The 20,179-nt window shown below is 62.8% G+C and carries 16 protein-coding genes; 9 read left to right on the top strand and 7 right to left on the bottom strand.

Features of this window, described 5'->3' with window-relative positions; genetic code table 11:
* Positions 1 to 151 precede the first annotated feature (151 nt).
* Positions 152 to 484: a hypothetical protein gene (locus P3T16_RS26420; RefSeq protein WP_429256632.1), complete on the bottom strand. Its 333-nt coding sequence runs from the start codon at positions 482 to 484 to the stop codon at positions 152 to 154.
* A 228-nt stretch (positions 485 to 712) separates the two neighbouring features.
* Between P3T16_RS26420 and ompR the strand changes: the two genes are divergently transcribed.
* The 4 genes from ompR (at position 713) to P3T16_RS26400 (ending at position 4,243) form a co-directional block, all read left to right on the top strand.
* The gene (ompR, locus tag P3T16_RS26415; RefSeq protein ID WP_006048917.1) at positions 713 to 1,447 is read left to right on the top strand and encodes a two-component system response regulator OmpR; all 735 of its coding nucleotides are present in this window, start codon (positions 713 to 715) and stop codon (positions 1,445 to 1,447) included.
* A gap of 46 nt (positions 1,448 to 1,493) precedes the next feature.
* The gene (locus tag P3T16_RS26410) at positions 1,494 to 2,843 is read left to right on the top strand and encodes an ATP-binding protein (RefSeq protein WP_429256416.1); all 1,350 of its coding nucleotides are present in this window, start codon (positions 1,494 to 1,496) and stop codon (positions 2,841 to 2,843) included.
* A gap of 251 nt (positions 2,844 to 3,094) precedes the next feature.
* Positions 3,095 to 3,643, top strand: a complete 549-nt coding sequence (locus tag P3T16_RS26405; protein WP_429256417.1) for a peroxiredoxin — start codon at positions 3,095 to 3,097, stop codon at positions 3,641 to 3,643.
* Positions 3,644 to 3,718: 75 nt separating this feature from the next.
* Entirely contained in the window at positions 3,719 to 4,243 is a 525-nt protein-coding gene (locus P3T16_RS26400) for a carboxymuconolactone decarboxylase family protein (protein WP_429344514.1), read from the top strand.
* 168 nt (positions 4,244 to 4,411) lie between these two features.
* Here P3T16_RS26400 and ispF read toward each other — a convergent pair whose 3' ends face one another.
* Positions 4,412 to 4,891, bottom strand: a complete 480-nt coding sequence (ispF, locus tag P3T16_RS26395) for a 2-C-methyl-D-erythritol 2,4-cyclodiphosphate synthase (RefSeq protein WP_429344513.1) — start codon at positions 4,889 to 4,891, stop codon at positions 4,412 to 4,414.
* A 31-nt stretch (positions 4,892 to 4,922) separates the two neighbouring features.
* A complete protein-coding gene (gene ispD, locus P3T16_RS26390) occupies positions 4,923 to 5,633 on the bottom strand; it encodes a 2-C-methyl-D-erythritol 4-phosphate cytidylyltransferase (RefSeq protein ID WP_429344512.1) in 711 nt (236 codons plus the stop codon).
* Between the two features lie 119 nt (positions 5,634 to 5,752).
* On the opposite strand from ispD, the gene mfd reads away from it, so the two are divergent.
* The 4 genes from mfd (at position 5,753) to mscL (ending at position 12,265) form a co-directional block, all read left to right on the top strand.
* Entirely contained in the window at positions 5,753 to 9,229 is a 3,477-nt protein-coding gene (gene mfd / locus P3T16_RS26385) for a transcription-repair coupling factor (protein WP_429344511.1), read from the top strand.
* Positions 9,230 to 9,346: 117 nt separating this feature from the next.
* Entirely contained in the window at positions 9,347 to 10,579 is a 1,233-nt protein-coding gene (gene argE / locus P3T16_RS26380; RefSeq protein WP_429344510.1) for an acetylornithine deacetylase, read from the top strand.
* Positions 10,580 to 10,636: 57 nt separating this feature from the next.
* Positions 10,637 to 11,680, top strand: coding sequence for a threonine/serine dehydratase (locus tag P3T16_RS26375; RefSeq protein WP_429256422.1), 1,044 nt, complete (start codon positions 10,637 to 10,639; stop codon positions 11,678 to 11,680).
* Between the two features lie 144 nt (positions 11,681 to 11,824).
* Positions 11,825 to 12,265: a large conductance mechanosensitive channel protein MscL gene (gene mscL / locus P3T16_RS26370; protein WP_429344509.1), complete on the top strand. Its 441-nt coding sequence runs from the start codon at positions 11,825 to 11,827 to the stop codon at positions 12,263 to 12,265.
* A 94-nt stretch (positions 12,266 to 12,359) separates the two neighbouring features.
* Here the strand turns inward: mscL and P3T16_RS26365 are convergent, their stop codons facing one another.
* From P3T16_RS26365 to P3T16_RS26355, 3 genes are all read right to left on the bottom strand, one after another.
* Positions 12,360 to 14,363, bottom strand: a complete 2,004-nt coding sequence (locus P3T16_RS26365) for a response regulator (protein ID WP_429344508.1) — start codon at positions 14,361 to 14,363, stop codon at positions 12,360 to 12,362.
* A gap of 75 nt (positions 14,364 to 14,438) precedes the next feature.
* Entirely contained in the window at positions 14,439 to 14,912 is a 474-nt protein-coding gene (locus tag P3T16_RS26360; RefSeq protein ID WP_429344507.1) for a response regulator, read from the bottom strand.
* A 59-nt stretch (positions 14,913 to 14,971) separates the two neighbouring features.
* A complete protein-coding gene (locus P3T16_RS26355) occupies positions 14,972 to 16,594 on the bottom strand; it encodes a sensor histidine kinase (protein ID WP_429344506.1) in 1,623 nt (540 codons plus the stop codon).
* A gap of 470 nt (positions 16,595 to 17,064) precedes the next feature.
* Here P3T16_RS26355 and P3T16_RS26350 point away from each other — a divergent pair, with 470 nt between their 5' ends.
* On the top strand, positions 17,065 to 17,562 hold the full coding sequence (locus tag P3T16_RS26350; protein WP_429344505.1) for a hypothetical protein: 498 nt from the start codon (positions 17,065 to 17,067) through the stop codon (positions 17,560 to 17,562).
* Positions 17,563 to 17,697: 135 nt separating this feature from the next.
* Here P3T16_RS26350 and P3T16_RS26345 read toward each other — a convergent pair whose 3' ends face one another.
* Positions 17,698 to 20,094, bottom strand: a complete 2,397-nt coding sequence (locus tag P3T16_RS26345; RefSeq protein ID WP_429344504.1) for an AsmA family protein — start codon at positions 20,092 to 20,094, stop codon at positions 17,698 to 17,700.
* Positions 20,095 to 20,179 lie beyond the last annotated feature (85 nt).

Genomic DNA, 20,179 nt, shown 5'->3' with positions numbered 1-20,179 from the left:
AACGAAGATCTACGTTACACGCTCAACGGCAGTCGACGCGCGATAGTTGACGATGGAATTGCTACGAAATTTTTCATGCGCGCGAAAAGCGCAAGGGATCGTTCTCGACTGACAGTCAACGTCGGGCGAACGTCAGGCGAACGCAAACGCCTTACCGCTTGTAAAGCTCACGTACCGCATCTTCGATGTGCTGACGCAGCAGGCGGCGTTCTTCGGGCGTCATGTGACCATCGCGGCGACGTTGATCGAGATCGGGGGGAACTGCGGTGTGCATCATGATGTCCGATGCTGGCTGGTCGACAGTTGCGGCGTGCGGCGCACGCGGTACCTTGTTCCCGTTGTACCCGGGCGAGCGGGGATTCGCCATCCGGTCCGGCGCAGGCTGGGCGTGGGCGGGCATGGTAGCCAATGTGCCAGAGAGCGTGCCGGCAACCGCCAGTGCAATCACGCGCAAGCGCACGTTCGGCCAAACCCCTCCCTTCATTTTTTTCCCTTCGTGGCGCGGCAACCGGTACCTCAAATGCGTGTGCAGACCCCGGTAATGGCCGGGGTGCTAAAGTTTTTGTCGAATGAAGTATCTACCGAACAGCCGCAAACAGTAAAGGAGTGTAAGCGCGCACGCTTTACGCCGTGCCACCGGCAGGGTAAATTTTGTAACTGACTGTAACCCGATAATTGGTGCGAACAGGCACCGCTTTGTAATCGCGCTAAGATGCCGACTATGGAAACCAAAAACCCTTCAAAAATCCTCGTCGTCGACGACGATCCGCGTCTGCGCGATTTGCTGCGCCGCTATCTGGGCGAACAGGGCTTCAATGTCTATGTCGCTGAAAACGCGCCGTCAATGAACAAGCTGTGGGTCCGGGAGCGGTTCGATCTGCTCGTGCTCGACCTGATGCTTCCTGGCGAGGATGGTCTCTCGATCTGCCGGCGTCTGCGCGGCAGCAACGATCGCACGCCGATCATCATGCTGACGGCGAAGGGTGAAGACGTCGATCGCATCGTCGGGCTCGAAATGGGCGCCGACGACTATCTGCCGAAGCCATTCAATCCGCGCGAACTGGTCGCGCGCATTCACGCGGTGCTGCGCCGTCAGTCGCCGTCGGAACTGCCAGGCGCGCCATCCGAAACCACCGAGGTCTTCGAGTTTGGCGAGTTCGCGCTCAATCTTGCAACACGTACGCTCACCAAGGCCGGCCAGGAAATTCCGCTGACCACCGGCGAGTTCTCCGTGCTGAAGGTATTCGCGCGTCATCCGCGCCAGCCGCTGTCGCGCGAAAAGCTGATGGAACTCGCGCGTGGGCGTGAATACGAAGTGTTCGACCGTAGCCTCGACGTGCAGATTTCGCGTCTGCGCAAGCTCATCGAACCGGATCCGGGCAGCCCGCGCTTTATCCAGACGGTGTGGGGTCTCGGCTATGTTTTCATTCCCGACGGCGCAGCTTGACGGTATTCCTGAGGTTGTCGCTCCTGCTTTCTGACGAGAAGGGCCCATGCGGATCGACCGGCGCCTCCTGACGCTCGCGTTCGGCGGCCTTTTCTGGCGGACCTTTCTGCTGATCGCACTGTTGATCGCGGTCAGTCTCGCCGCATGGTTCCAGAGCTTCCGGGTGATCGAACGCGAGCCGCGCGCGCAGCGCGTGGCGTTGCAGCTCGTCGCCATCGTGAAGCTCACGCGCACCGCCCTCCTTTATTCCGATCCCGACCTGCGGCGCGCGTTGCTGCAGGATCTGGAAAGCAATGAAGGGGTGCGCGTGTACCCGCGCGAAACCACGGATAAATACCGCCTGCAACCGGACGAGTCGCTCAACCGGTTGATCGAACACGACATCCGCGGCCGTCTCGGCGACGACACCATCATCGCGCAGACGGTCAACGACATCCCCGGCGTATGGATCAGCTTCAAGATCGACGACGACGACTACTGGGTCGCGCTCGATCGCGATCAGCTCGACAACGTCACCGGCCTGCAGTGGGCCGGATGGGGCATCTTTGCGCTCGCACTATCGCTATTCGGCGCGGCGTTCATCACGAGTCTCGTGAACAGACCGTTCGCGCGGCTAGCGATGGCCGCGCGCAAGGTGGGTTCCGGGCAATCGCCTGAGCCGCTGCCGGAGCGCGGCATGGGCGTGGCCGCCGAAACCAACCGCAGCTTCAACCAGATGGTGACCGACCTCGAACAGCTCGAGGCCGATCGCGCGCTGATGCTCGCCGGCATTTCGCACGATCTGCGCACGCCGCTCGCGCGGCTGCGGCTCGAAACGGAAATGAGTCCGTCGGATCAGAGCACGAAAGATGCGATGGTCGACGACATCGAGCAGATGGACATGATCATCGGCCGCTTCCTTGATTACGCGCGTCCAGTGCAACGAATGACTGAACCGGTCGACCTTTCCGTGATCGCAGGAGAACTGGCTGCGCGTATGGCAAGCGAGGACGGCATGCGCCTCGTCACGCGGCTCGCGCCGTCGGCGGTTGTCGAGGCGGATGAAACCGACATGCGGCGCGTCGTCGGCAATCTGGTCGAGAACGCGCGCAAGTATGGGCTGAGCGACGGCGACGGCATTCCGCGTGTCGTCATCGAAACGCGCGTGTCGCACTCGCGCGTGGAACTGTCCGTGGTGGACGAAGGCCCCGGTATTCCCGAAGACCAGCTCGCGCTTGTCACACGACCGTTCTATCGTGTCAATTCGGCGCGCAGTCAGGCGAACGGCACGGGTTTGGGCATGGCGATCGTGCAGCGGCTCGTTGGCCGTTATCGCGGCTCGCTGCGTCTGCGCAACCGGACGCCTGGCCCCGGGCTCGAAGTCACGATCGACTTCCCACTTGCCAAGGGCATCTGAACCGGCCGCCATTTCACAGGCCGGCGCGCCCGATGCGCGCCGAACGGCGGCAGCCTCGTAACACCCAAAAAATGGAGACGCATGGCTCATGCCTATCGGGCCAGTGAATAAAAGCTATCCGCTTTGTTAGTTAAAAACTATTGATTTGATTGATCAATAGAGTTATAGTGAAATTTGTGTAGCGCAGCATGCGTTACAACGAGCAGGCAGCTTGAACAGATTGTTTTTCCAACACATACAGGAGTATCTGCATGAAAACCGTGGGCGATAAACTCGAAGCTTTCACCGTCACAGCAGCCAAGCCGGGCTTCAACAATCACGAAGAAAACGGCGTGTCGGCGTTCGAAGAAATCACCGAACAGTCGTTCCCGGGCAAGTGGAAGATCATCTACTTCTACCCGAAGGACTTCACGTTCGTGTGCCCGACGGAAATCGTCGAGTTCGGCAAGCTGGTCAAGGACTTCGACGAGCGTGACGCCGTTCTGCTCGGCGGCAGCGTCGACAACGAATTCGTCAAGCTCGCATGGCGCCGTGAGCACAAGGACCTGAACAAGCTGAACCACTACGCGTTCGGCGACGTGAAGGGCGAACTGATCGACCAGCTCGGCGTGCGCGACAAGGAAGCCGGCGTCGCACTGCGCGCGACGTTCATCGTCGATCCGGAGAACACGATCCAGCACGTTTCGGTGAACAACCTGAACGTCGGCCGTAACCCGGAAGAAGTGCTGCGTATTCTCGACGGTCTGCAAACGGACGAACTGTGCCCGTGCAACCGCGCGGTCGGCGGCTCGACGCTGTAAGTATTGCAGTGGAAAGCCCGCTAAGCTTGAAAGAGCCGGCGGGCTTTTTTATCGGCAATCTGATAGGAGATATCAATGGAATTCCTTGCTTCGATTAAAGAGCTCGTTCCCGACTACGCGAAAGATATCCGCCTGAATCTGGACGGCACGATTGCCCGCTCGTCGCTGGAAGGCACGGACGCGGTTGGCGTCGCGCTGGCGGCGGCGTTCGCGGCGAAGAGCCATGTGATCGTCGATGCGATCCGCGATTCGGGCGCGCTGTCGCCGGAAGAAACGAACGGCGTGCTGACGGCAGCCGCGTTGATGGGCATGAACAACGTCTGGTATCCGTACCTCGAGATGGCCGACAATGCCGATCTGAAGACGCAACCGGCCGGCCTGCGGATGAACGCGTACGCGTCGCACGGTGGCGTGGAGAAACGTCGCTTCGAGATGTATGCACTCGCGGCTTCGATCATCGGCAAGTGCCACTTCTGCGTGAAATCGCACGCGGAGAACCTGGTCGCCGAAGGCATGAGCACCACGCAGCTACGCGACGTCGGTCGCATTGCCGCGGTGATCAACGCGGCAGCGCTGGTGATTTCGGCTGAAGGGAAGTAAGCAGCCGGCGCTGCGCGAGAGCACAGCAGCCGGTAGCGCAGCCTTCTCGCAATGCGGGACGGTGCGCCACAAAAAAACGCCACGCGTAATAACCGCGTGGCGTTTTTTAATACCGTCGGAACTGACGCGTGAAATCCACTGGACCGACGCGCCCGCTACGAAGAACGATCAGGCACGGGAGAGCAGCACTGCCGCCTGTGCTTCGATCCCCTCGCCTCGCCCCAGATAACCGAGCTTCTCGTTGGTCTTCGCCTTCACGTTGACGCGATCCAGCGGCAGGTTCAGATCTTCAGCGATATTCGCGCGCATCGCGTCGATATGTGGCGCGAGCTTCGGCGCCTGCGCGATCACGGTGCTGTCGACATTGCCGATCACAAAACCCGCATCCGTCACCCGCTTCGCGCATTCGCGCAGCAGCACGCGGGAATTCGCGCCCTTGAAGCGCTCGTCCGTATCCGGAAAGTGACGTCCGATGTCCCCCATCGCCGCCGCGCCGAACAGCGCGTCGGTGATCGCGTGCAACAGCACGTCGGCGTCGGAATGGCCGAGCAGGCCGCGGTCGTACGGCACCGTCACGCCGCCGATGATGAGCGGCCGCCCCGGCACGAGCGCGTGCACGTCATAACCCTGTCCGATCCTGAAATCCATATGTACTGGTGTCCTGTCGTCCGTTGTTGAATCAGGAAGCCGCTGGCCGGCTGAGAATTGCGTCCGCGAGATCGAAATCTTCCGGATACGTGACCTTGAAGTTGCGCAGACTGCCCTGCACGAGGCGCGGCGCATGGCCGAGCCACTCGATGGCGCTGGCTTCGTCGGTGAGATCGTGGCCGTCCTGCTGGGCGCGCAGAATCGCCTCGCGCAGCATGCCGACGCGGAACATCTGCGGCGTCTGCGCCTGCCACAGGCCGTCGCGGGCCTCGGTGCGGGCAATCCGGTTGTCGCTGTCCGGCGTGATGCGCTTGAGTGTGTCGGCGGCGGGGAGCGCCATGATGCCGCCCACAGGGTCGTCCTTCAACGCCGCGACCAGCGAGCGGATCAGCGCCGACGTGATGCCCGGGCGTGCGGCGTCGTGCACCAGCACCCAGTCGTCGTCGCTGGCGCCGAATTCGGCGAGCCCATGCAGGCCGTTCAGCACCGAGGCCTGGCGCGACGCCCCGCCCGTGCGGCGCACGGCGAAACGCAGGCCGGCGAACCGGCGGGCGTCGAAATGCTGGTCGTCGGGGGCGATCACAACGAGTGTCTGTGCAAATTCGCTGCACGCATCGAACGCGGCCAGCGAGTAATAAAGCATGTCTCGGCCCGCGACCGTACGATACTGCTTGGGCATCGCGGCGCCTGAACGGCTGCCGGTTCCGGCGGAGGGGATCAGGGCAAAAAGACGTGAAGTCACGAGGGCGAACGCCGGGAAAGTCAAAGTGAAGGACGGATTTTATAATAGGTCCTTCGCATCCACCTCGGGACGCGCGTAAACTTGCCGCTCACGTGTGAGCCAGGGCTGCCTTTTTCGTTATGCCAGATATCGCCGCTTCATTGCAGTCCACCCCGCCCGTCGCGCTGGTCAAGGCCGGCCAGCGTTTCGCCTTCGACGGCACGCACGGCTCATCCGATGCGCTTCTGATCGCCCGATACCACCTCGCCTACCGCGAACAGGTGCCGCTGCTGGCGGTCGTCTGCGCGAGCGCAGTCGATGCGCAGCGTCTGACGCAGGAAATCGCGTTTTTTGCGCCCGAAGCCCGCGTGCGCCTGCTGCCCGACTGGGAAACGCTGCCTTACGACACGTTCTCACCGCACCAGGATCTCGTCTCCGAGCGGCTCGCCACGCTGCATGATCTCGGCGAAGGCCGTTGCGACATCCTGCTCGTGCCCGCCACGACGGCGCTGTACCGGATGCCGCCGGCGTCGTTCATGGCGGCGTACACGTTCTCGTTCACGCAGGGCGAGCGGCTCGACGAAGCGAAGCTGAAGTCGCAGCTGACGCTGGCCGGCTACGAGCACGTGAGTCAGGTCGTGCGTCCCGGCGAATACTGCGTGCGCGGTTCGCTGATCGACCTGTATCCGATGGGCTCGCCGCTGCCGTACCGTATCGACCTCTTCGACGATCAGGTCGACTCGATCCGCGCATTCGATCCCGATACGCAACGCAGCCTCTATCCGGTGCGCGATGTACGCCTGCTGCCGGGCCGCGAATTTCCGTTCGACGAAGCCGCGCGCACCGTGTTTCGCAGCCGCTGGCGCGAAGTGTTCGAAGGCGATCCGAGCCGCGCGTCGATCTATAAGGACATCGGCAACGGCGTGCCGTCGGCGGGTATCGAGTATTACCTGCCGCTCTTCTTCGAAGATACAGCCACGCTCTTCCACTATTTGCCGGAGCGCGCGCAACTGGCATTCGTCGGCGATCTGGAAGCGGCAATCCGGCGCTTCACGAACGACACGAAGCAGCGTCACAACTTCCTCTCGCACGATCGCGACCGGCCGATTCTCGACCCAGAGCGCCTGTTTCTCTCCGACGAGGATTTCTTCACGCTGGCTAAGCCGTTCGCGCGACTTGTGCTGCCGGGCGACGCGGGCGGCGGCTGGGCGACGCCGCTGCCGAACCTCGCCATCGACCGTCACGCGGAAGATCCGATCGCCGCATTGCGTGCGTATCTCGACACGACGCCGCATCGCGTGCTGTTCGCCGCAGAATCGGCGGGCCGGCGCGAGACGATCATGCAACTGTTCGTCGACAATCATCTGAAGCCCGCGTCGACCGACAGCTACTTCGACTGGCTCACCACCGATGCACGCTTCGCGCTAGGCGTGTCACCGCTGTCGAGCGGCTTCGCGATTCCCGCCGAAGGCATCGCGGTCGTCACCGAAACGGAACTGTACGGCCCGCTCGCGCGCCGCGCCGGGCGGCGTCGGCAGGAACAGGCAAGCAACGTCGATTCGATGGTGCGCGATCTGTCGGAGCTGAAGATCGGCGATCCGGTGGTGCATTCGCAGCACGGCATCGGCCGCTACATGGGCCTCGTGACAATGGATCTCGGCGAAGGCGACACCGAGTTCCTGCACCTCGAATACCAGGGCGACAGCAAGCTCTACGTACCGGTCGCGCAGCTACACGTCATCTCGCGCTACAGCGGCGCCGATCCGGAAAGCGCGCCGTTGCATTCGCTCGGCTCCGGCCAGTGGGAAAAGGCCAAACGCAAGGCTGCACAACAGATCCGCGACACCGCCGCCGAACTGCTGAATCTGTACGCGCGCCGCGCGCTGCGCCAGGGCCACGCATTCCCGCTCGATCCGCGCGATTACACGAAGTTCGCCGAAAGCTTCGGCTTCGAGGAAACGCCCGACCAGGCCGCGGCAATCGCCGCCGTGATCGGCGACATGACGAGCGGTAAACCGATGGACCGCCTCGTGTGCGGCGACGTCGGCTTCGGCAAGACCGAGGTCGCGTTGCGCGCGGCGTTCATCGCGGTGCTCGGCGGCAAGCAGGTCGCCCTGCTCTCGCCCACTACGCTGCTCGCCGAGCAACACGTGCAGACGTTCACCGACCGCTTCTCCGACTGGCCGGTGCGCATCGCGGAACTGTCGCGCTTCAAGTCGACGAAGGAAGTCAACGCGGCGATCCAGCAGATCAACGAAGGCACCGTCGATATCGTCATCGGCACGCACAAGCTGCTGTCCTCGGATGTGCAGTTCAAGCGGCTCGGCCTCGTGATCATCGACGAGGAACACCGTTTTGGCGTGCGCCAGAAAGAAGCGCTGAAGGCGCTGCGCGCCGAAGTCGACGTGCTGACGCTCACCGCGACGCCGATTCCACGTACGCTTGGCATGGCGCTCGAAGGTCTGCGCGACTTTTCGGTGATCGCGACCGCGCCGCAGAAGCGTCTCGCGATCAAGACTTTCGTGCGCCGCGAGGAAGACAGCGTGATCCGCGAGGCCATGCTGCGCGAACTCAAGCGTGGCGGCCAGGTGTACTTCCTGCACAACGAAGTCGAGACGATCGAGAACCGTCGCGCGATGCTCGAAGCGCTCGTGCCGGAAGCGCGTATCGCCGTTGCGCACGGCCAGATGCACGAGCGCGAACTCGAGCGCGTGATGCGTGACTTCGTCGCGCAGCGCGCGAACGTGCTGCTCTGTACGACGATTATCGAAACCGGCATCGATGTGCCGAGCGCCAACACGATCCTGATTCACCGCTCCGACAAGTTCGGACTTGCGCAGTTGCATCAGTTGCGCGGCCGCGTCGGGCGCTCGCATCACCAGGCGTATTCGTATCTGCTCGTGCACGATCCGCAGGGTCTGACGAAGCAGGCGCAGCGACGGCTCGAAGCGATCCAGCAGATGGAAGAACTCGGCGCGGGCTTCTATCTGGCGATGCATGACCTCGAAATTCGTGGTACCGGCGAAGTGCTGGGCGATAAACAGTCGGGCGAGATTCACGAGATCGGGTTCCAGCTTTACACCGACATGCTGAACGATGCGGTCAAGGCGTTGAAGGAAGGCCGCGAGCCGGATCTCACCGCGCCGCTCGCCGCGACCACCGAAATCAACCTGCACGCGCCGGCGATTCTGCCCGCCGATTATTGCGGCGACGTGCAGGAACGCCTGTCGCTCTACAAGCGTCTCGCGAACTGCGAGCACAGCGATTCGATCGACGGCATTCACGAAGAGCTGATCGATCGCTTCGGCAAGTTGCCGCCGCAGGCGCATGCGCTAGTGGAAACGCATCGGCTGCGTCTGGCGGCGAAACCGCTGGGCATTTCGAAGATCGATGCCGGCGAAACGGTGATTGGCCTGCAGTTCATCCCGAATCCGCCGATCGACGCCATGCGGATCATCGAAATGGTCCAGAAGCACAAGCACATCAAGCTCGCCGGACAGGACAAGCTGCGCATCGAGACACGTACACCTGATCTCGCCGTACGCGTCTCGACGGTGAAAGAGACGTTGCGTGCACTCGGCGCGCCGACAAAAGGCACCGCCGCAGCGGCGCGCTAGACACGCCATGTTGCGGCGCGTCATATGCGCGCTGCAACACACGTTTCTTATTTGAGGCTTTGGCTCGGCGTATGTTTTTTGGGTATGATCGAACGATAACGATGCTGGAGATCCGTCATGTCACATGTCGCTGAAACAGCGCAATCCGCAGCCTCTTCTTCGTCCGCTTCCGCCTCGCCTGCTTCGCTTCCCTGGGTCAAACGCCTTGTGTCGATCGACACGGTCAGCCGCAATCCCAACCTGGGTCTGATTGAAATGGTGCGCGACGATCTGCGCGCGCACGGTATCGAAGCGACCCTCACGCACGACGAAAGCGGCAAATGGGCGAACCTGTTCGCGACGGTGCCCGCGCACGACGGCGAGACGAATGGCGGCATCGTGCTGTCCGGTCATACAGACGTGGTGCCTGTCGACGGCCAGCAATGGGACAGCGATCCGTTCAAGCCTGAAATCCGCGGCGACAAGCTCTACGGACGCGGCACGTGCGACATGAAAGGCTTCATCGGCGCGGCGCTGACGCTGCTGCCGCAGATGCAGAACACGAAGCTCGCGAAGCCGATCCATTTAGCGCTGTCGTTCGATGAAGAAGTGGGCTGCGTCGGCGCACCGCTCCTGATTGCCGACCTGATGAAGCGCGGCATCAAGCCGGAGGGCTGCATCGTCGGCGAGCCGACCAGCATGCGCCCGATCATCGCGCACAAGGGCATCAACGCGTATCAGTGCCGCGTGCGCGGCCAGGCTGCACATTCGTCGCTGACACCGAAGGGGCTCAACGCGATCGAATACGCCGCGCGCCTCATCTGTTATATCCGCGATATGGCCGACCAGTTCCGCGCTGAAGGCCCGTTCGACGAACTCTACGACGTGCCCTTCACCACCGCGCAGACCAGCACGATCGAAGGCGGCAACGCGATCAACACTGTGCCGGCGGAATGCAGGTTCGACTTCGAATTCCGCAATCTGCCGACGCTCGAACCTGAACCGATCTTCGCACGTATCGATCAGTACGCACGCGAAACGCTGCTGCCGAAAATGTTGCGCGAGCATCCATCGGCCGCGATCGAAATCACGAAGATCGCCGCGGCGCCCGGGCTCGATTCGTCCGAGCAGGCCGCGATCACGCAGCTCGTACGTGCGCTGACGGCCGATCAGGACAAACGCAAGGTCGCGTATGGCACTGAAGCGGGCCTCTTTTCGCTGGCGGGCATTCCGAGCATCGTGTGCGGTCCCGGCGATATCCTGCAGGCGCACAAGGCCAATGAATTCGTCGCGCTCGATCAGCTGGTTGCGTGCGAGCGTTTTCTGGGCAAGTTCATCCACAGCATGTCCGTGGAAGCGCATACGCACTGAGCTTCGCGATTGACCCGCGGGCCGTCACGTCACCGCGAATCACACAGAGCCAACGCCATGTCCACCGCCACCCCGCATCACACCGACCACACGATTGACGGCGAGCCCATTCCGACGCTCGACGACATCGCCGCGCAGCACTTTGCGCTGACGCCGTGGGTCGTGCGCACGCCCGTGTTCGAGCGGCAGGATTTTCCATCGCTCGAAGGCACGATGCTCAATTTCAAGTTCGAGCTGCTCCAGTCGGGCGGGAGCTTCAAGGCGCGCGGTGCGTTCACGAATCTGCTCGCACTCGACGACGCGCAGCGCAGTGCGGGCGTCACGTGCGTATCGGGCGGCAATCATGCGGTCGCGGTCGCCTATGCGGCAATGCGGCTTGGCATCAGCGCGAAGGTCGTACTGTTTCATTCGGCGAATCCGGCGCGCATCGCGTTATGCGAGCAGTACCGCGCGGAGATCGTGATGGCGGGCGGCCCCGCCGAAGCCTTCGAAGTGGTGCGCCGGATCGAAGCTGAGGAAGGCCGCTACTTCGTGCATCCGTTTAACGGTTATCGCACCGTGCTGGGCACATCGACGCTCGGTTATGAATGGGCCACGCAGACGCCCGATCTCGATGCCGTTATCGTGCCGATTGGCGGCGGCGGACTGGCTGCCGGTGTATCGACCGCATTGCGGCTCGCGAATCCGCGTGTGCACGTGTACGGCGTCGAACCGGAAGGCGCCGACGCGATGAGCAAGAGTTTCGCGGCGAAGCACACGGTCAGGCTGCATCACCTGCACAGCATCGCTGATTCGCTGATGGCGCCGTATACCGAGGAATACAGCTACGAGCTGTGCCGCCGGCACATCGACCGCATCGTAACCGTCACCGACGATGAACTGCGTATCGCGATGCTCACGCTGTTCAACCAGTTGAAGATCGCCGTCGAGCCGGCGTGCGCCGCGGCGACCGCTGCGCTGCTCGGCCCGTTGCGCGACACGTTGCAGGGCAAGCGCGTAGGCGTGCTGCTGTGCGGGACCAATATCGATCCCGCCGCCTTCACCGCGCATATCGACAGCGCACGCGCATTGATTCAACGCGAGGCGAACGCATCCATCTGACCGCGCGAATCATCGTCGACACGCGGTTTTGTAGCGGCATCGCCGGCAAAACCCTACCCGTTGACGCTCGCGTTGGCTATCATTGTGCTGACCGCAAACGCAAAACCGAGGGCATCTGCCTCGATTCCAAGGGAGGAAGCAACAATGAGCGTGATCAAGGAGTTCAAGGAATTCGCCATCAAGGGCAACGTGATGGATCTCGCTGTCGGTGTGATTATCGGCGGCGCATTTTCCACCATCGTCAATTCGATCGTGAAAGATCTGATCATGCCGGTTGTCGGTGTCGTTCTCGGCGGCCTCGATTTCTCGAACATGTTTATCCGGCTCGGACATATACCCGACACGTTCAAGGGCAATCCTGATTCCTATAAAGATCTGCAGACCGCGGGTGTCGCCGTATTTGGCTACGGCTCGTTCATTACGGTGTTGATCAACTTCATCATTCTTGCGTTCATCATTTTCCTGATGGTGAAGTTCATCAACAATCTCCGTAAGCCGGCCGTCGATGTACCGCCGCCGGCAACGCCGGAAGACGTCGTTCTGCTGCGCGAAATCCGCGATACGTTGAAGAGCCAGGCGCGCTGATTATTTCCGCTGACCCTGCGCTTTTCACAGCGTCGCTGGAAGCAGAAAGGCCTGCGTGAATGTCACGCAGGCCTTTCTGTTTTATCGATGGAAGTCAGGCAGACGCAGGGTCGAGATCATCTGCGCTGTCGGCCTTGCTCCTCTTCGCACTCGCTGCGTTCTCGATCATCTGCTCGAGCTGCGTGAAATTGACGGGCTTCGTCAGATGCGACGTGAAGCCCGCCGCAAGACAACGGCGCACGTCGTCGTCGGTGCCGAAACCTGTCAGCGCGACGGCGGGCACGTCTGAGTGTTCGCGGAACGCCATGATGAAATCGAGCCCCGTGCCATCCGGCAAGCCAATGTCGCTCACGACCAGATCGAACGCTTCTGTCTGCGTCGCCGCGAGTGCGTCAGCCACGCGGCCCACAACCGTCACCTCGTGACCCAGGCCGCGAACCAGCTGCGCCATCACTTCGGCTGTATCCAGGTGATCCTCGATCAGCAGGATCGCGAGGCCGCCCTCGGGATGCGGCTCAGCCAGCGCCTCGATCATGACCGGTTCGGCCGGCTTCGCGGCCGTCGGCATCGTGATCGTAAACGTCGCGCCGCAATGCGCGCCAGGGCTCTTTGCCGTGACCGTGCCGCCATGCACATCGGTCAGCGCCTTCGTGATCGCGAGACCCAGACCCAGGCCGCCAAACTGGCGCGTCATGTTCTGGCTGCCCTGCTCGAACGCATTGAAGAGCTTGCCGATCTGCTCGGGCTCGATGCCGATGCCGGTGTCTTCGATGAAAATCTGGATCTGCATCCGTTCATCGCGCGTGCGCACGTAGATATGGCCACCGTCGGGCGTGAACTTGGCCGCATTGCGGATCAGGTTCCAGAGCATCTGCTGCAGCCGCGCGCGGTCAGCAAGCACGTAGTGATGCTGCGCCGCCTTATCGACATGCACGTCCTGCTGCTTGATCTGGATTTCACTGCGAAAGAGTTCGAGCACGCTGTCGATCACGTCGTGCACATCGACCGTTTCCAGCGACAGCCGCAACTTGCCATTAGCCACACGCGTGAGATCAAGCAGATCGTCGATCAGTCGCGCTTCCAGTTCGACGTTGCGCAGGATCATCCGCACGCCCGCACGGGCACTTTCGGGCAGATCCGGCGTCATTTCGAGCACGCGCGCGCCGGCCAGCACAGGCGTGAGCGGCGTGCGCAGTTCGTGCGACAGCATCGCGAGAAAGCGGTCCTTCGCGCGATTCGCTTCTTCGGCGACCTGACGGGCGGTCTGCTCTGATGCGAGCAGCCGCTCGCGCTCCTCGATCGCTTCGCGTTGCGGATGGATATCGGTGCAACTGCCGAACCACTTGCTTACGCTACCGTCCGGATCCTGCACGGCGACGATACGCGCAGCGAACCAGCGATACGCGCCGTCGTGGCGCCGGATGCGCAGTTCGTGCCGATAGTCGGTCGCACCGCTGCGCACGGCCTTGAGCCATGTCTGACGGATTTCCTCGCGATCGTCCGGATGCACGGCTCCGAGCCACGCGAGACCGTGCGAAACGGCTTCGGTCAGGCCCGTGTACTCGAACCACTGCTTCGAAAAGAAATCGCAGTCGCCGTTCGCGTCGCAGGTGAGCACCAGATGCGGCAACGCTTCGGAGAGCGTGCGGTAGTGTTGTTCGCGATCGCGCAATAACACCGCTTCCGCCGACGCCTTCTGCAAACGCACCTGTGACAGCGCGCGGTCCACCGCTTCCGGCAGATAGTCGAGGTAATCGCCCGATTTCGGCACGACGTCCGACACGCCCGCGCGCAACGCTTCGATCACCCGCGATTCGTCGGTGAAGCCGGTGACGAGGATGGCCGGAATGCGCACCCCCTCCGCACGCAGACGGCGGAAGAAGTCGAGGCCGGTTTCCGCGCTGTCGAGCTGATAGTCGAGCACGATGAGATCGGGCGCTTCCTGCGCGATGCGTTCACGCGCGCGGTCAACCGTCGCGCACGTCGCCACACGATAGCCCGCCCGGTCGAGCGACTTCCGCGCGAGGCGCAGAATGCCCTCGTCGTCGTCGACAACGAGCACATAGGCGGGTTGATGTGGCGATGCGTCGTCGGTCATGGTGGCGTTTCGTATGCGAATGCCCTGTTGCTGGCGAACCTGCGCACGAGGTTGCGCGATTGATTGCGGTGCCGGTTACGACGCAATGTGCCGGCCCGGCGGTAGCTTCACGACCTGCAGGAAAAACCCGAGGCGCCGCACGGCCTCGATAAACGCATCATATTCGACCGGCTTGGTGATGTAGACGTTGCAGCCAAGTTCATAACAACGATCGATTTCGCGCGGATCGTCGGTGGTCGTCAGCACGATAACGGGCAATGCAGCGGTCTCTGGCGCTTCCTTCAGCCGGCGCAGCACCTCGAAGCCGTCGACACGCGGCATCTTCAGATCGAGCAGCACGACAAAATTCGCGAGATCGTCGCGCGAAGGCCGTTCCGAAGCCGCATCGCCGGCAGGCTCGCCAAAGAAAAAATCGAGCGCTTCCTGGCCGTCGGCAAAGCGCACAAAGCCGTTGGTCAGCCCCGCCCGGCGCAGATTGCGCTCGACGAGGGTGGCGTGGCCGTCGTCATCCTCGATCAGGATGATGCCCACCGATTCCCCGTGTGACATGTTTGCCTCCGTGACCGCTTCTGTCTGTGATGCGCCGCATGCTCATGCGCGGCGCTTCTTCATACGTTTCGCGCCGGCTGCTCCGGCAGCGCGACAAAAAACGTCGAGCCGACGCCTTCCGTCGATTCCACCCACACCCGCCCGCCGTGCCGCTCGGCGATCCGCCGCACGAGCGCGAGACCAATCCCCTCGCCTTTCGCGATATCGCCATGCAGCCGCTGGAACGCACGAAATACTTTCGGCATGTAAGCAGCCGGAATACCAAGACCATTGTCGCGCACATAGTAGGTGCGCGTCCTGCTGGCGAGGGGCAGGATCACGCCGCGCCCGTCCGATGCGTCGGACTCGAGCGCGCCGATTTCGATACGGCCGGGCCGCGCCGGATCCAGATAGTTGAGCGCGTTCGCGACCAGGTTGCTGAAGATCTGCTCGATCGCGCCCGGATCGCCCCACGCCGGCGGCAACTCGCGCATGGTCACCACCGCGGCGCGCTCACGCACGGCGCCCTGCAACGCGTCGACGACCCGCGCCACCGCTCTGCCGACGCTCACGCGCTGCGGATGATATTCGCGCCGACCGGCGCGCGAGATCGACAGCAGCGCTTCGATGATCGCGGCCGCGCGCGTTACGGCCGTGCGCAGGAACCGCAGCGACTCGCGCACGTCGCCGTCGAGCACGGCCGCCAGCCGCTGGCGTTCGTGTTCGGGCAGTTTCGCTGACTCGACGGTCGCGCGCAGATCGTCCCAGGAAACCTGCAACTCCTTCGAAAAACCCTGCAGGTTGACGAGCGGCGAGCGCAGATCGTGCGACACGCTGTAAATGAACATCTCGTTGTCCTGCGTGCCTTGCCGCAGTTCTTCATTGACGATCGCCAGTTCGGCCGCGCGTGCCTGAAGCCTCGCCTTCAGCGTCGCGTGTTCGCGCCCGGCCAGCCGCAGGCGCGCGCCGGTCTGGTGCAGCACGGCGTCGAGCGCGGCGATTTCGTCACGGCCGGGCAGTGGCTCGGCGAGCGGCTGGCCGTTGCCGAGCCGTTCCGCGTTGCCCGTCAGAACGGCGATCCGTCGTCCAAAGTGGCGCGCGACCACCAGCGCCGTGATTGCCCAGATCAGCATCGACCCGACGATCGCCGCGATCAGCGTGGACTGCTGGCGCTGGCGATTCTCCGAGAGCGCCGCAAGACGTGCGGCGTCAAGACCGGATTCCGCTGCATTAAAGGCGTCGAGGCGATCGCGGAACACGGCGATCGAAGCGGGCACGTCCTCGCGCTCGGTGGCGACAAGCGCGGTAACGTCGCGTTTGTTGCGCAGCGCCTGCGCGACCGCGTCGGCATGAGCGTGATAGCCATCGACGGCTTCACGCATGTCACGCACGCGCTGCCGTTGCTGCGGACTATCGGCCACCAGCTGATCGAGCTGCGCGAGCTTTCCGGTGAGATCGGGCCACACCTCGTTGCCGCCGACGAACGACGCATCGCCCGTGACAAGCGCTGTGCGCACGCGCGCTGCCTCGCTCAACAACGGGCCCATGACGGACGAGGCGCGATAGAGAATCTGCGCGCTGCCCGTGACCCATTGCGCAGCCTGCGCGGTCTGTGCCTGCGTGTTGAACACGGCGCCGAGCAGCGCCAGTTCGATGGCGCCGGGGACCGCGATGAGCAACAGGCCTTTGGTATAAAGGTTCATGAGGGTCCGGCAGTCCTTGCAGTTGCGACGACGTGCCGTCGTATCCCGGCGATGGTCCCACGTCAGGTCCCAAGCGTCAGGTCCCACATTGGATCGAGCGGTCGGCCTTCGCAAAGACACAGGCTCGAATGCGGCCGGCTTTTGCGGGCAAACCGCCGGCAGATAAAGGGCCGGGCCATTATCGACGTGAATCCGCGATATTTCAACGCCGTACGCCGTATGAAGATGTGCTGGCACACATGTGCTGGCACACATAAAAATGCCTTTTTTATGGGTGCCGGAGTCACCAGCGCGGCGGCTGAGTCTATTATGGTGTTAGATGTTCGGAGATGCGAAAGCGCGCGGCGAGCAGATAGAGCATGAATCGTGCGGGTGGAGTGATGCGGACGAACCGTCGAATCACCGTGAATCCGGCATCACCGTATGCTATAAAAGATCGACGTGCGGCGCGCGAAGCCGGGAGTGGTCGCATGAGGACGCTGTGTTTCTTGCAATTCTTTTTCAGGCGAATTTTTATGTCCTTCCCGAAAAAGCGTAGGCGCGCGAAGGCGGACGGCGATGAGTCGTTCCTCGCGGTACTGCGGCATTTCAAACCGTTCGGCCAGCTCGACACCAAGATCGCGCGGGCCCGTGCGCAAGACGAACCCGTGCTCTACGCTCATGTCCTCCCGGGGCTCGATGTGCTGCTGTGCAGTGTACGCGGCGCCCATCCTCCTTATCCTGAAGTCGCTGAACTGCGTCGGCGCTGTATCGAATCGATTGCGAATGCGCTGGAGCAGCCGCTCGATGGACTCGAGAACGGCGGCTACTGGTACGAGGCAAACGGCTTCGGCTTTCTCGTATTCGCAAGCCGCGCGCGTGCGCGGATTCTGCCCGAGTTCGGTGCAGCAAAGGCCGCCGCTGGTGCGCGCCGCGGCGTGCGCAGACAGGACGCGGCCGGCGATGCCGCACCGCGCTCGCTTCGATAGTTTTCCGGTCAGATTCTCGCTGCGGTAAGTTGCTGCGGTAGTTATTTCAAAACGACAGTGGGGCGGCAACGCCCCACTGTCGTTTTTGTGTCGGCGCATGCGTCAACGCGCGACCAGGTCGGGGAATCGCAGGAATCAGCTTCCCTTGTATTCCGCCGCGCTGGCTGGCGACATTCGCGTCGCAGGCGCCAATGCCGGCGACGGTGCGCTCGGCACGGAGAGCCGCGCGCCGTTCGCCGCCGAAGCCGCTGCATCGACGCCGCGCGGCGTCGTCATCTTCTGGCCGGCGGGCGGCGCATCGGGACGCGCGCGCATCTGCGCGAGCAGATCGTTGCATGGCAGCGGTTTGTTGTTGCTCGGCGCGATCAGCGGAATCAGCGCGGCGAACGGGTTGAGCAATCCAAGGCCTACCACCGCGCCGCCGCGCACGGCGAGCGCCGTCGCGTTGACGCCGACGTGCGGATCCTTGAACGTCCCCTTCACATACAGCGGCGAGCGCAGCGAAAACACGCGGAAGCCTTTCGTGTGCGGATGGATGTTGAGGTCCATTGACTCATCGCCCAGGTTGATGTGGCCATCCATATTGACGACGGCGTCGTCGGTATCGAGCGCGAACACCTTCGAATCGAGCACACCGTTTGTCACGATAAAGTCCGCCGCCGCGCAGTTGATCTTCACGTCGCGCTTGCCGAAAAGCTTTTCGTAGACGACATTCGCCACGTTCAACCCGGCCGCCTCCATGTACAGACGGCTCACCGTGCCGTCGGTGATCAATGCCTTCACTTCGCCATTCGATGTCGAAGCCAGCGCCGCGGGCGAATTGCCGGTCGCGGACAGCGCGGCGTCGCCGTTGATTTCGCCGAGCGCGCTCTGCATCGTTTTCACGGTCGGGAACAGCTGCTTTAGCCGCAGATGACGCGCCTGCGATCCAACGCGGGCCTTGAGCGGCGTGGCGCTGCCGTCGAGATGAATATCCGAATCGAGTGACCCGCCCGCGACGCCGAACCTGAGCGGCTCCAGCGCCAGCACGCCGTCCTTCATCACGACATGCGTATAGAGATCGGTGACCGGCAGGCTCGGGTCCTTGATGATGCGACGGCCGGTGAACGTCACGTCGGCGTCGATGGCCTTCCAGCGGTCGGTGCGGAATTCCTCGACCGGCAGCGCCTTGCCCGACGGCTGGTCCGGTGCGGCGCCGCGCTTCGCCTTGCTCGCATTCGAATCGGCGCCGATGACCGGCGCGAGATCCGAAAATTGCAGCAGGTTCGACACCATTTCGCCCTGCAACAGCGGACGCGGCTTCTGTGCGTAGTAGGTCATCGACCCGTTCAGGTCGCTTCCCCCTACCCGACCTGTAAAGTTTTCGTACTTGAAGACGCTGGCGTCCGGCTTGAACTGGCCCGTCAGATGCCCTTCGGTCGCGTAAGGCGGCGTGTCGGGCAGCGTGACGCCCGTCAGCGGATAGAGATGCGCCGCGCTCATGCCCTGCAACCACAGCCGCATATCGATCGCGGCCAGATGCACCGGGTCCGTCACCGTGCCGACCACGGCAATATGCGTGTCGCCCACCTTCACATCGGCCTGCACGGGGAACGGCCGGGTGGTGTCCTGCACGGCAAGCACGCCGCCGACCTTGCCGCTACCCGATAGCGCCGTCGCGTTATAGGTGCCCTTGATCGTCCAGCCGATACCGTATGGTGGAACCGTCTCGCGCGCCGACACGGCTTGCGGCGCGCTCGCGCCCGAGGCGGTCGCGACGACCGCCGTGCCCGATGCCGCCTTCTCAGCCCCCGCGGCCCCGGAAGCGCCCGACGCCGAAGCCGCCTCAGCCGCCGCCTCCGATGCCGCCGCCGCATCAACCTGCTGCGTCAGCCTGCTCGCACCCTCTTTGCCGACCACCTGCGCCGACGAACCTCGCGACGCCTCTTCCTGCTGTTTCATGACATCGCCGATCGGAACCGGCTGGCCGAGTGTATCGATGACCATCTGCACGTCGGCCTTCTTCTGCTGGTCGGAATACGCGACATTGCCCCTGGCGAACTGGATATCGTGCAATTCGAGCTTCCACTCCGAAGGGCTCGACGACGAGGCAATCTTGAACGTCCAGTTATTGCGACCGTCGAGGAGCCGTTCCAGATCGACGGAAGGGTTCACGAAATTGATCGCGGGAATGACGATGTCGTGCGCGAGCAGCGGCAGAACCTTGACCTGAAAATCGATTTCATCGAGTGTGGCAAAGTGCTTCTGCTTCGACCAGTCGGGATTGGCGACCGTGATGTTCTCCGCCGAAAAGCGCGGCCAGGGCACCCATGAGCGCCAGCCCGTCTCGCCGACCGGATGACGCCAGCCGACCTTCAGATCGCCTTCAATCGCAAACGGCCGGCCGATAGCCTCGCTGACCTTGTCGCTGATATACGGACGTGCGCGGTTCCAGTCGAATGTCAGAATGAAAACGACAAGCGCTGCGATGAGCGCGGCGAGAACCGCCAGCACCCACGCGAAAAATTTTCCAGCACGTCGCGACACCGCCATGAAGGCTCCTTTCCCATTTTCTTTATCGTTAGCGGAGCACGTGCCGTGCCCGCCCTGCTGCGTCTATCATGACGCACTGCCACAC

The organism is Paraburkholderia sp. GAS42, from assembly GCF_050436565.1.
Lineage (GTDB): Bacteria > Pseudomonadota > Gammaproteobacteria > Burkholderiales > Burkholderiaceae > Paraburkholderia.
Note: the sequence above shows the minus strand (reverse complement) of the source record. Positions and strands in the feature narration are given on the sequence as shown.

Bases quoted from the DNA above. Each gene is read 5' to 3' on its own strand.
- P3T16_RS26365 (WP_429344508.1), bottom strand. From the start codon at position 14,363: ATGACCGACGACGCATCGCCACATCAACCCGCCTATGTGCTCGTTGTC.
- ompR (WP_006048917.1), top strand. From the start codon at position 713: ATGCCGACTATGGAAACCAAAAACCCTTCAAAAATCCTCGTCGTCGAC.
- argE (WP_429344510.1), top strand. From the start codon at position 9,347: ATGTCACATGTCGCTGAAACAGCGCAATCCGCAGCCTCTTCTTCGTCC.
- P3T16_RS26400 (WP_429344514.1), top strand. From the start codon at position 3,719: ATGGAATTCCTTGCTTCGATTAAAGAGCTCGTTCCCGACTACGCGAAA.
- mscL (WP_429344509.1), top strand. From the start codon at position 11,825: ATGAGCGTGATCAAGGAGTTCAAGGAATTCGCCATCAAGGGCAACGTG.
- P3T16_RS26410 (WP_429256416.1), top strand. From the start codon at position 1,494: ATGCGGATCGACCGGCGCCTCCTGACGCTCGCGTTCGGCGGCCTTTTC.
- P3T16_RS26355 (WP_429344506.1), bottom strand. From the start codon at position 16,594: ATGAACCTTTATACCAAAGGCCTGTTGCTCATCGCGGTCCCCGGCGCC.
- P3T16_RS26375 (WP_429256422.1), top strand. From the start codon at position 10,637: ATGTCCACCGCCACCCCGCATCACACCGACCACACGATTGACGGCGAG.
- P3T16_RS26405 (WP_429256417.1), top strand. From the start codon at position 3,095: ATGAAAACCGTGGGCGATAAACTCGAAGCTTTCACCGTCACAGCAGCC.
- P3T16_RS26345 (WP_429344504.1), bottom strand. From the start codon at position 20,094: ATGGCGGTGTCGCGACGTGCTGGAAAATTTTTCGCGTGGGTGCTGGCG.
- P3T16_RS26350 (WP_429344505.1), top strand. From the start codon at position 17,065: ATGAGGACGCTGTGTTTCTTGCAATTCTTTTTCAGGCGAATTTTTATG.
- mfd (WP_429344511.1), top strand. From the start codon at position 5,753: ATGCCAGATATCGCCGCTTCATTGCAGTCCACCCCGCCCGTCGCGCTG.
- P3T16_RS26360 (WP_429344507.1), bottom strand. From the start codon at position 14,912: ATGTCACACGGGGAATCGGTGGGCATCATCCTGATCGAGGATGACGAC.
- P3T16_RS26420 (WP_429256632.1), bottom strand. From the start codon at position 484: ATGAAGGGAGGGGTTTGGCCGAACGTGCGCTTGCGCGTGATTGCACTG.
- ispF (WP_429344513.1), bottom strand. From the start codon at position 4,891: ATGGATTTCAGGATCGGACAGGGTTATGACGTGCACGCGCTCGTGCCG.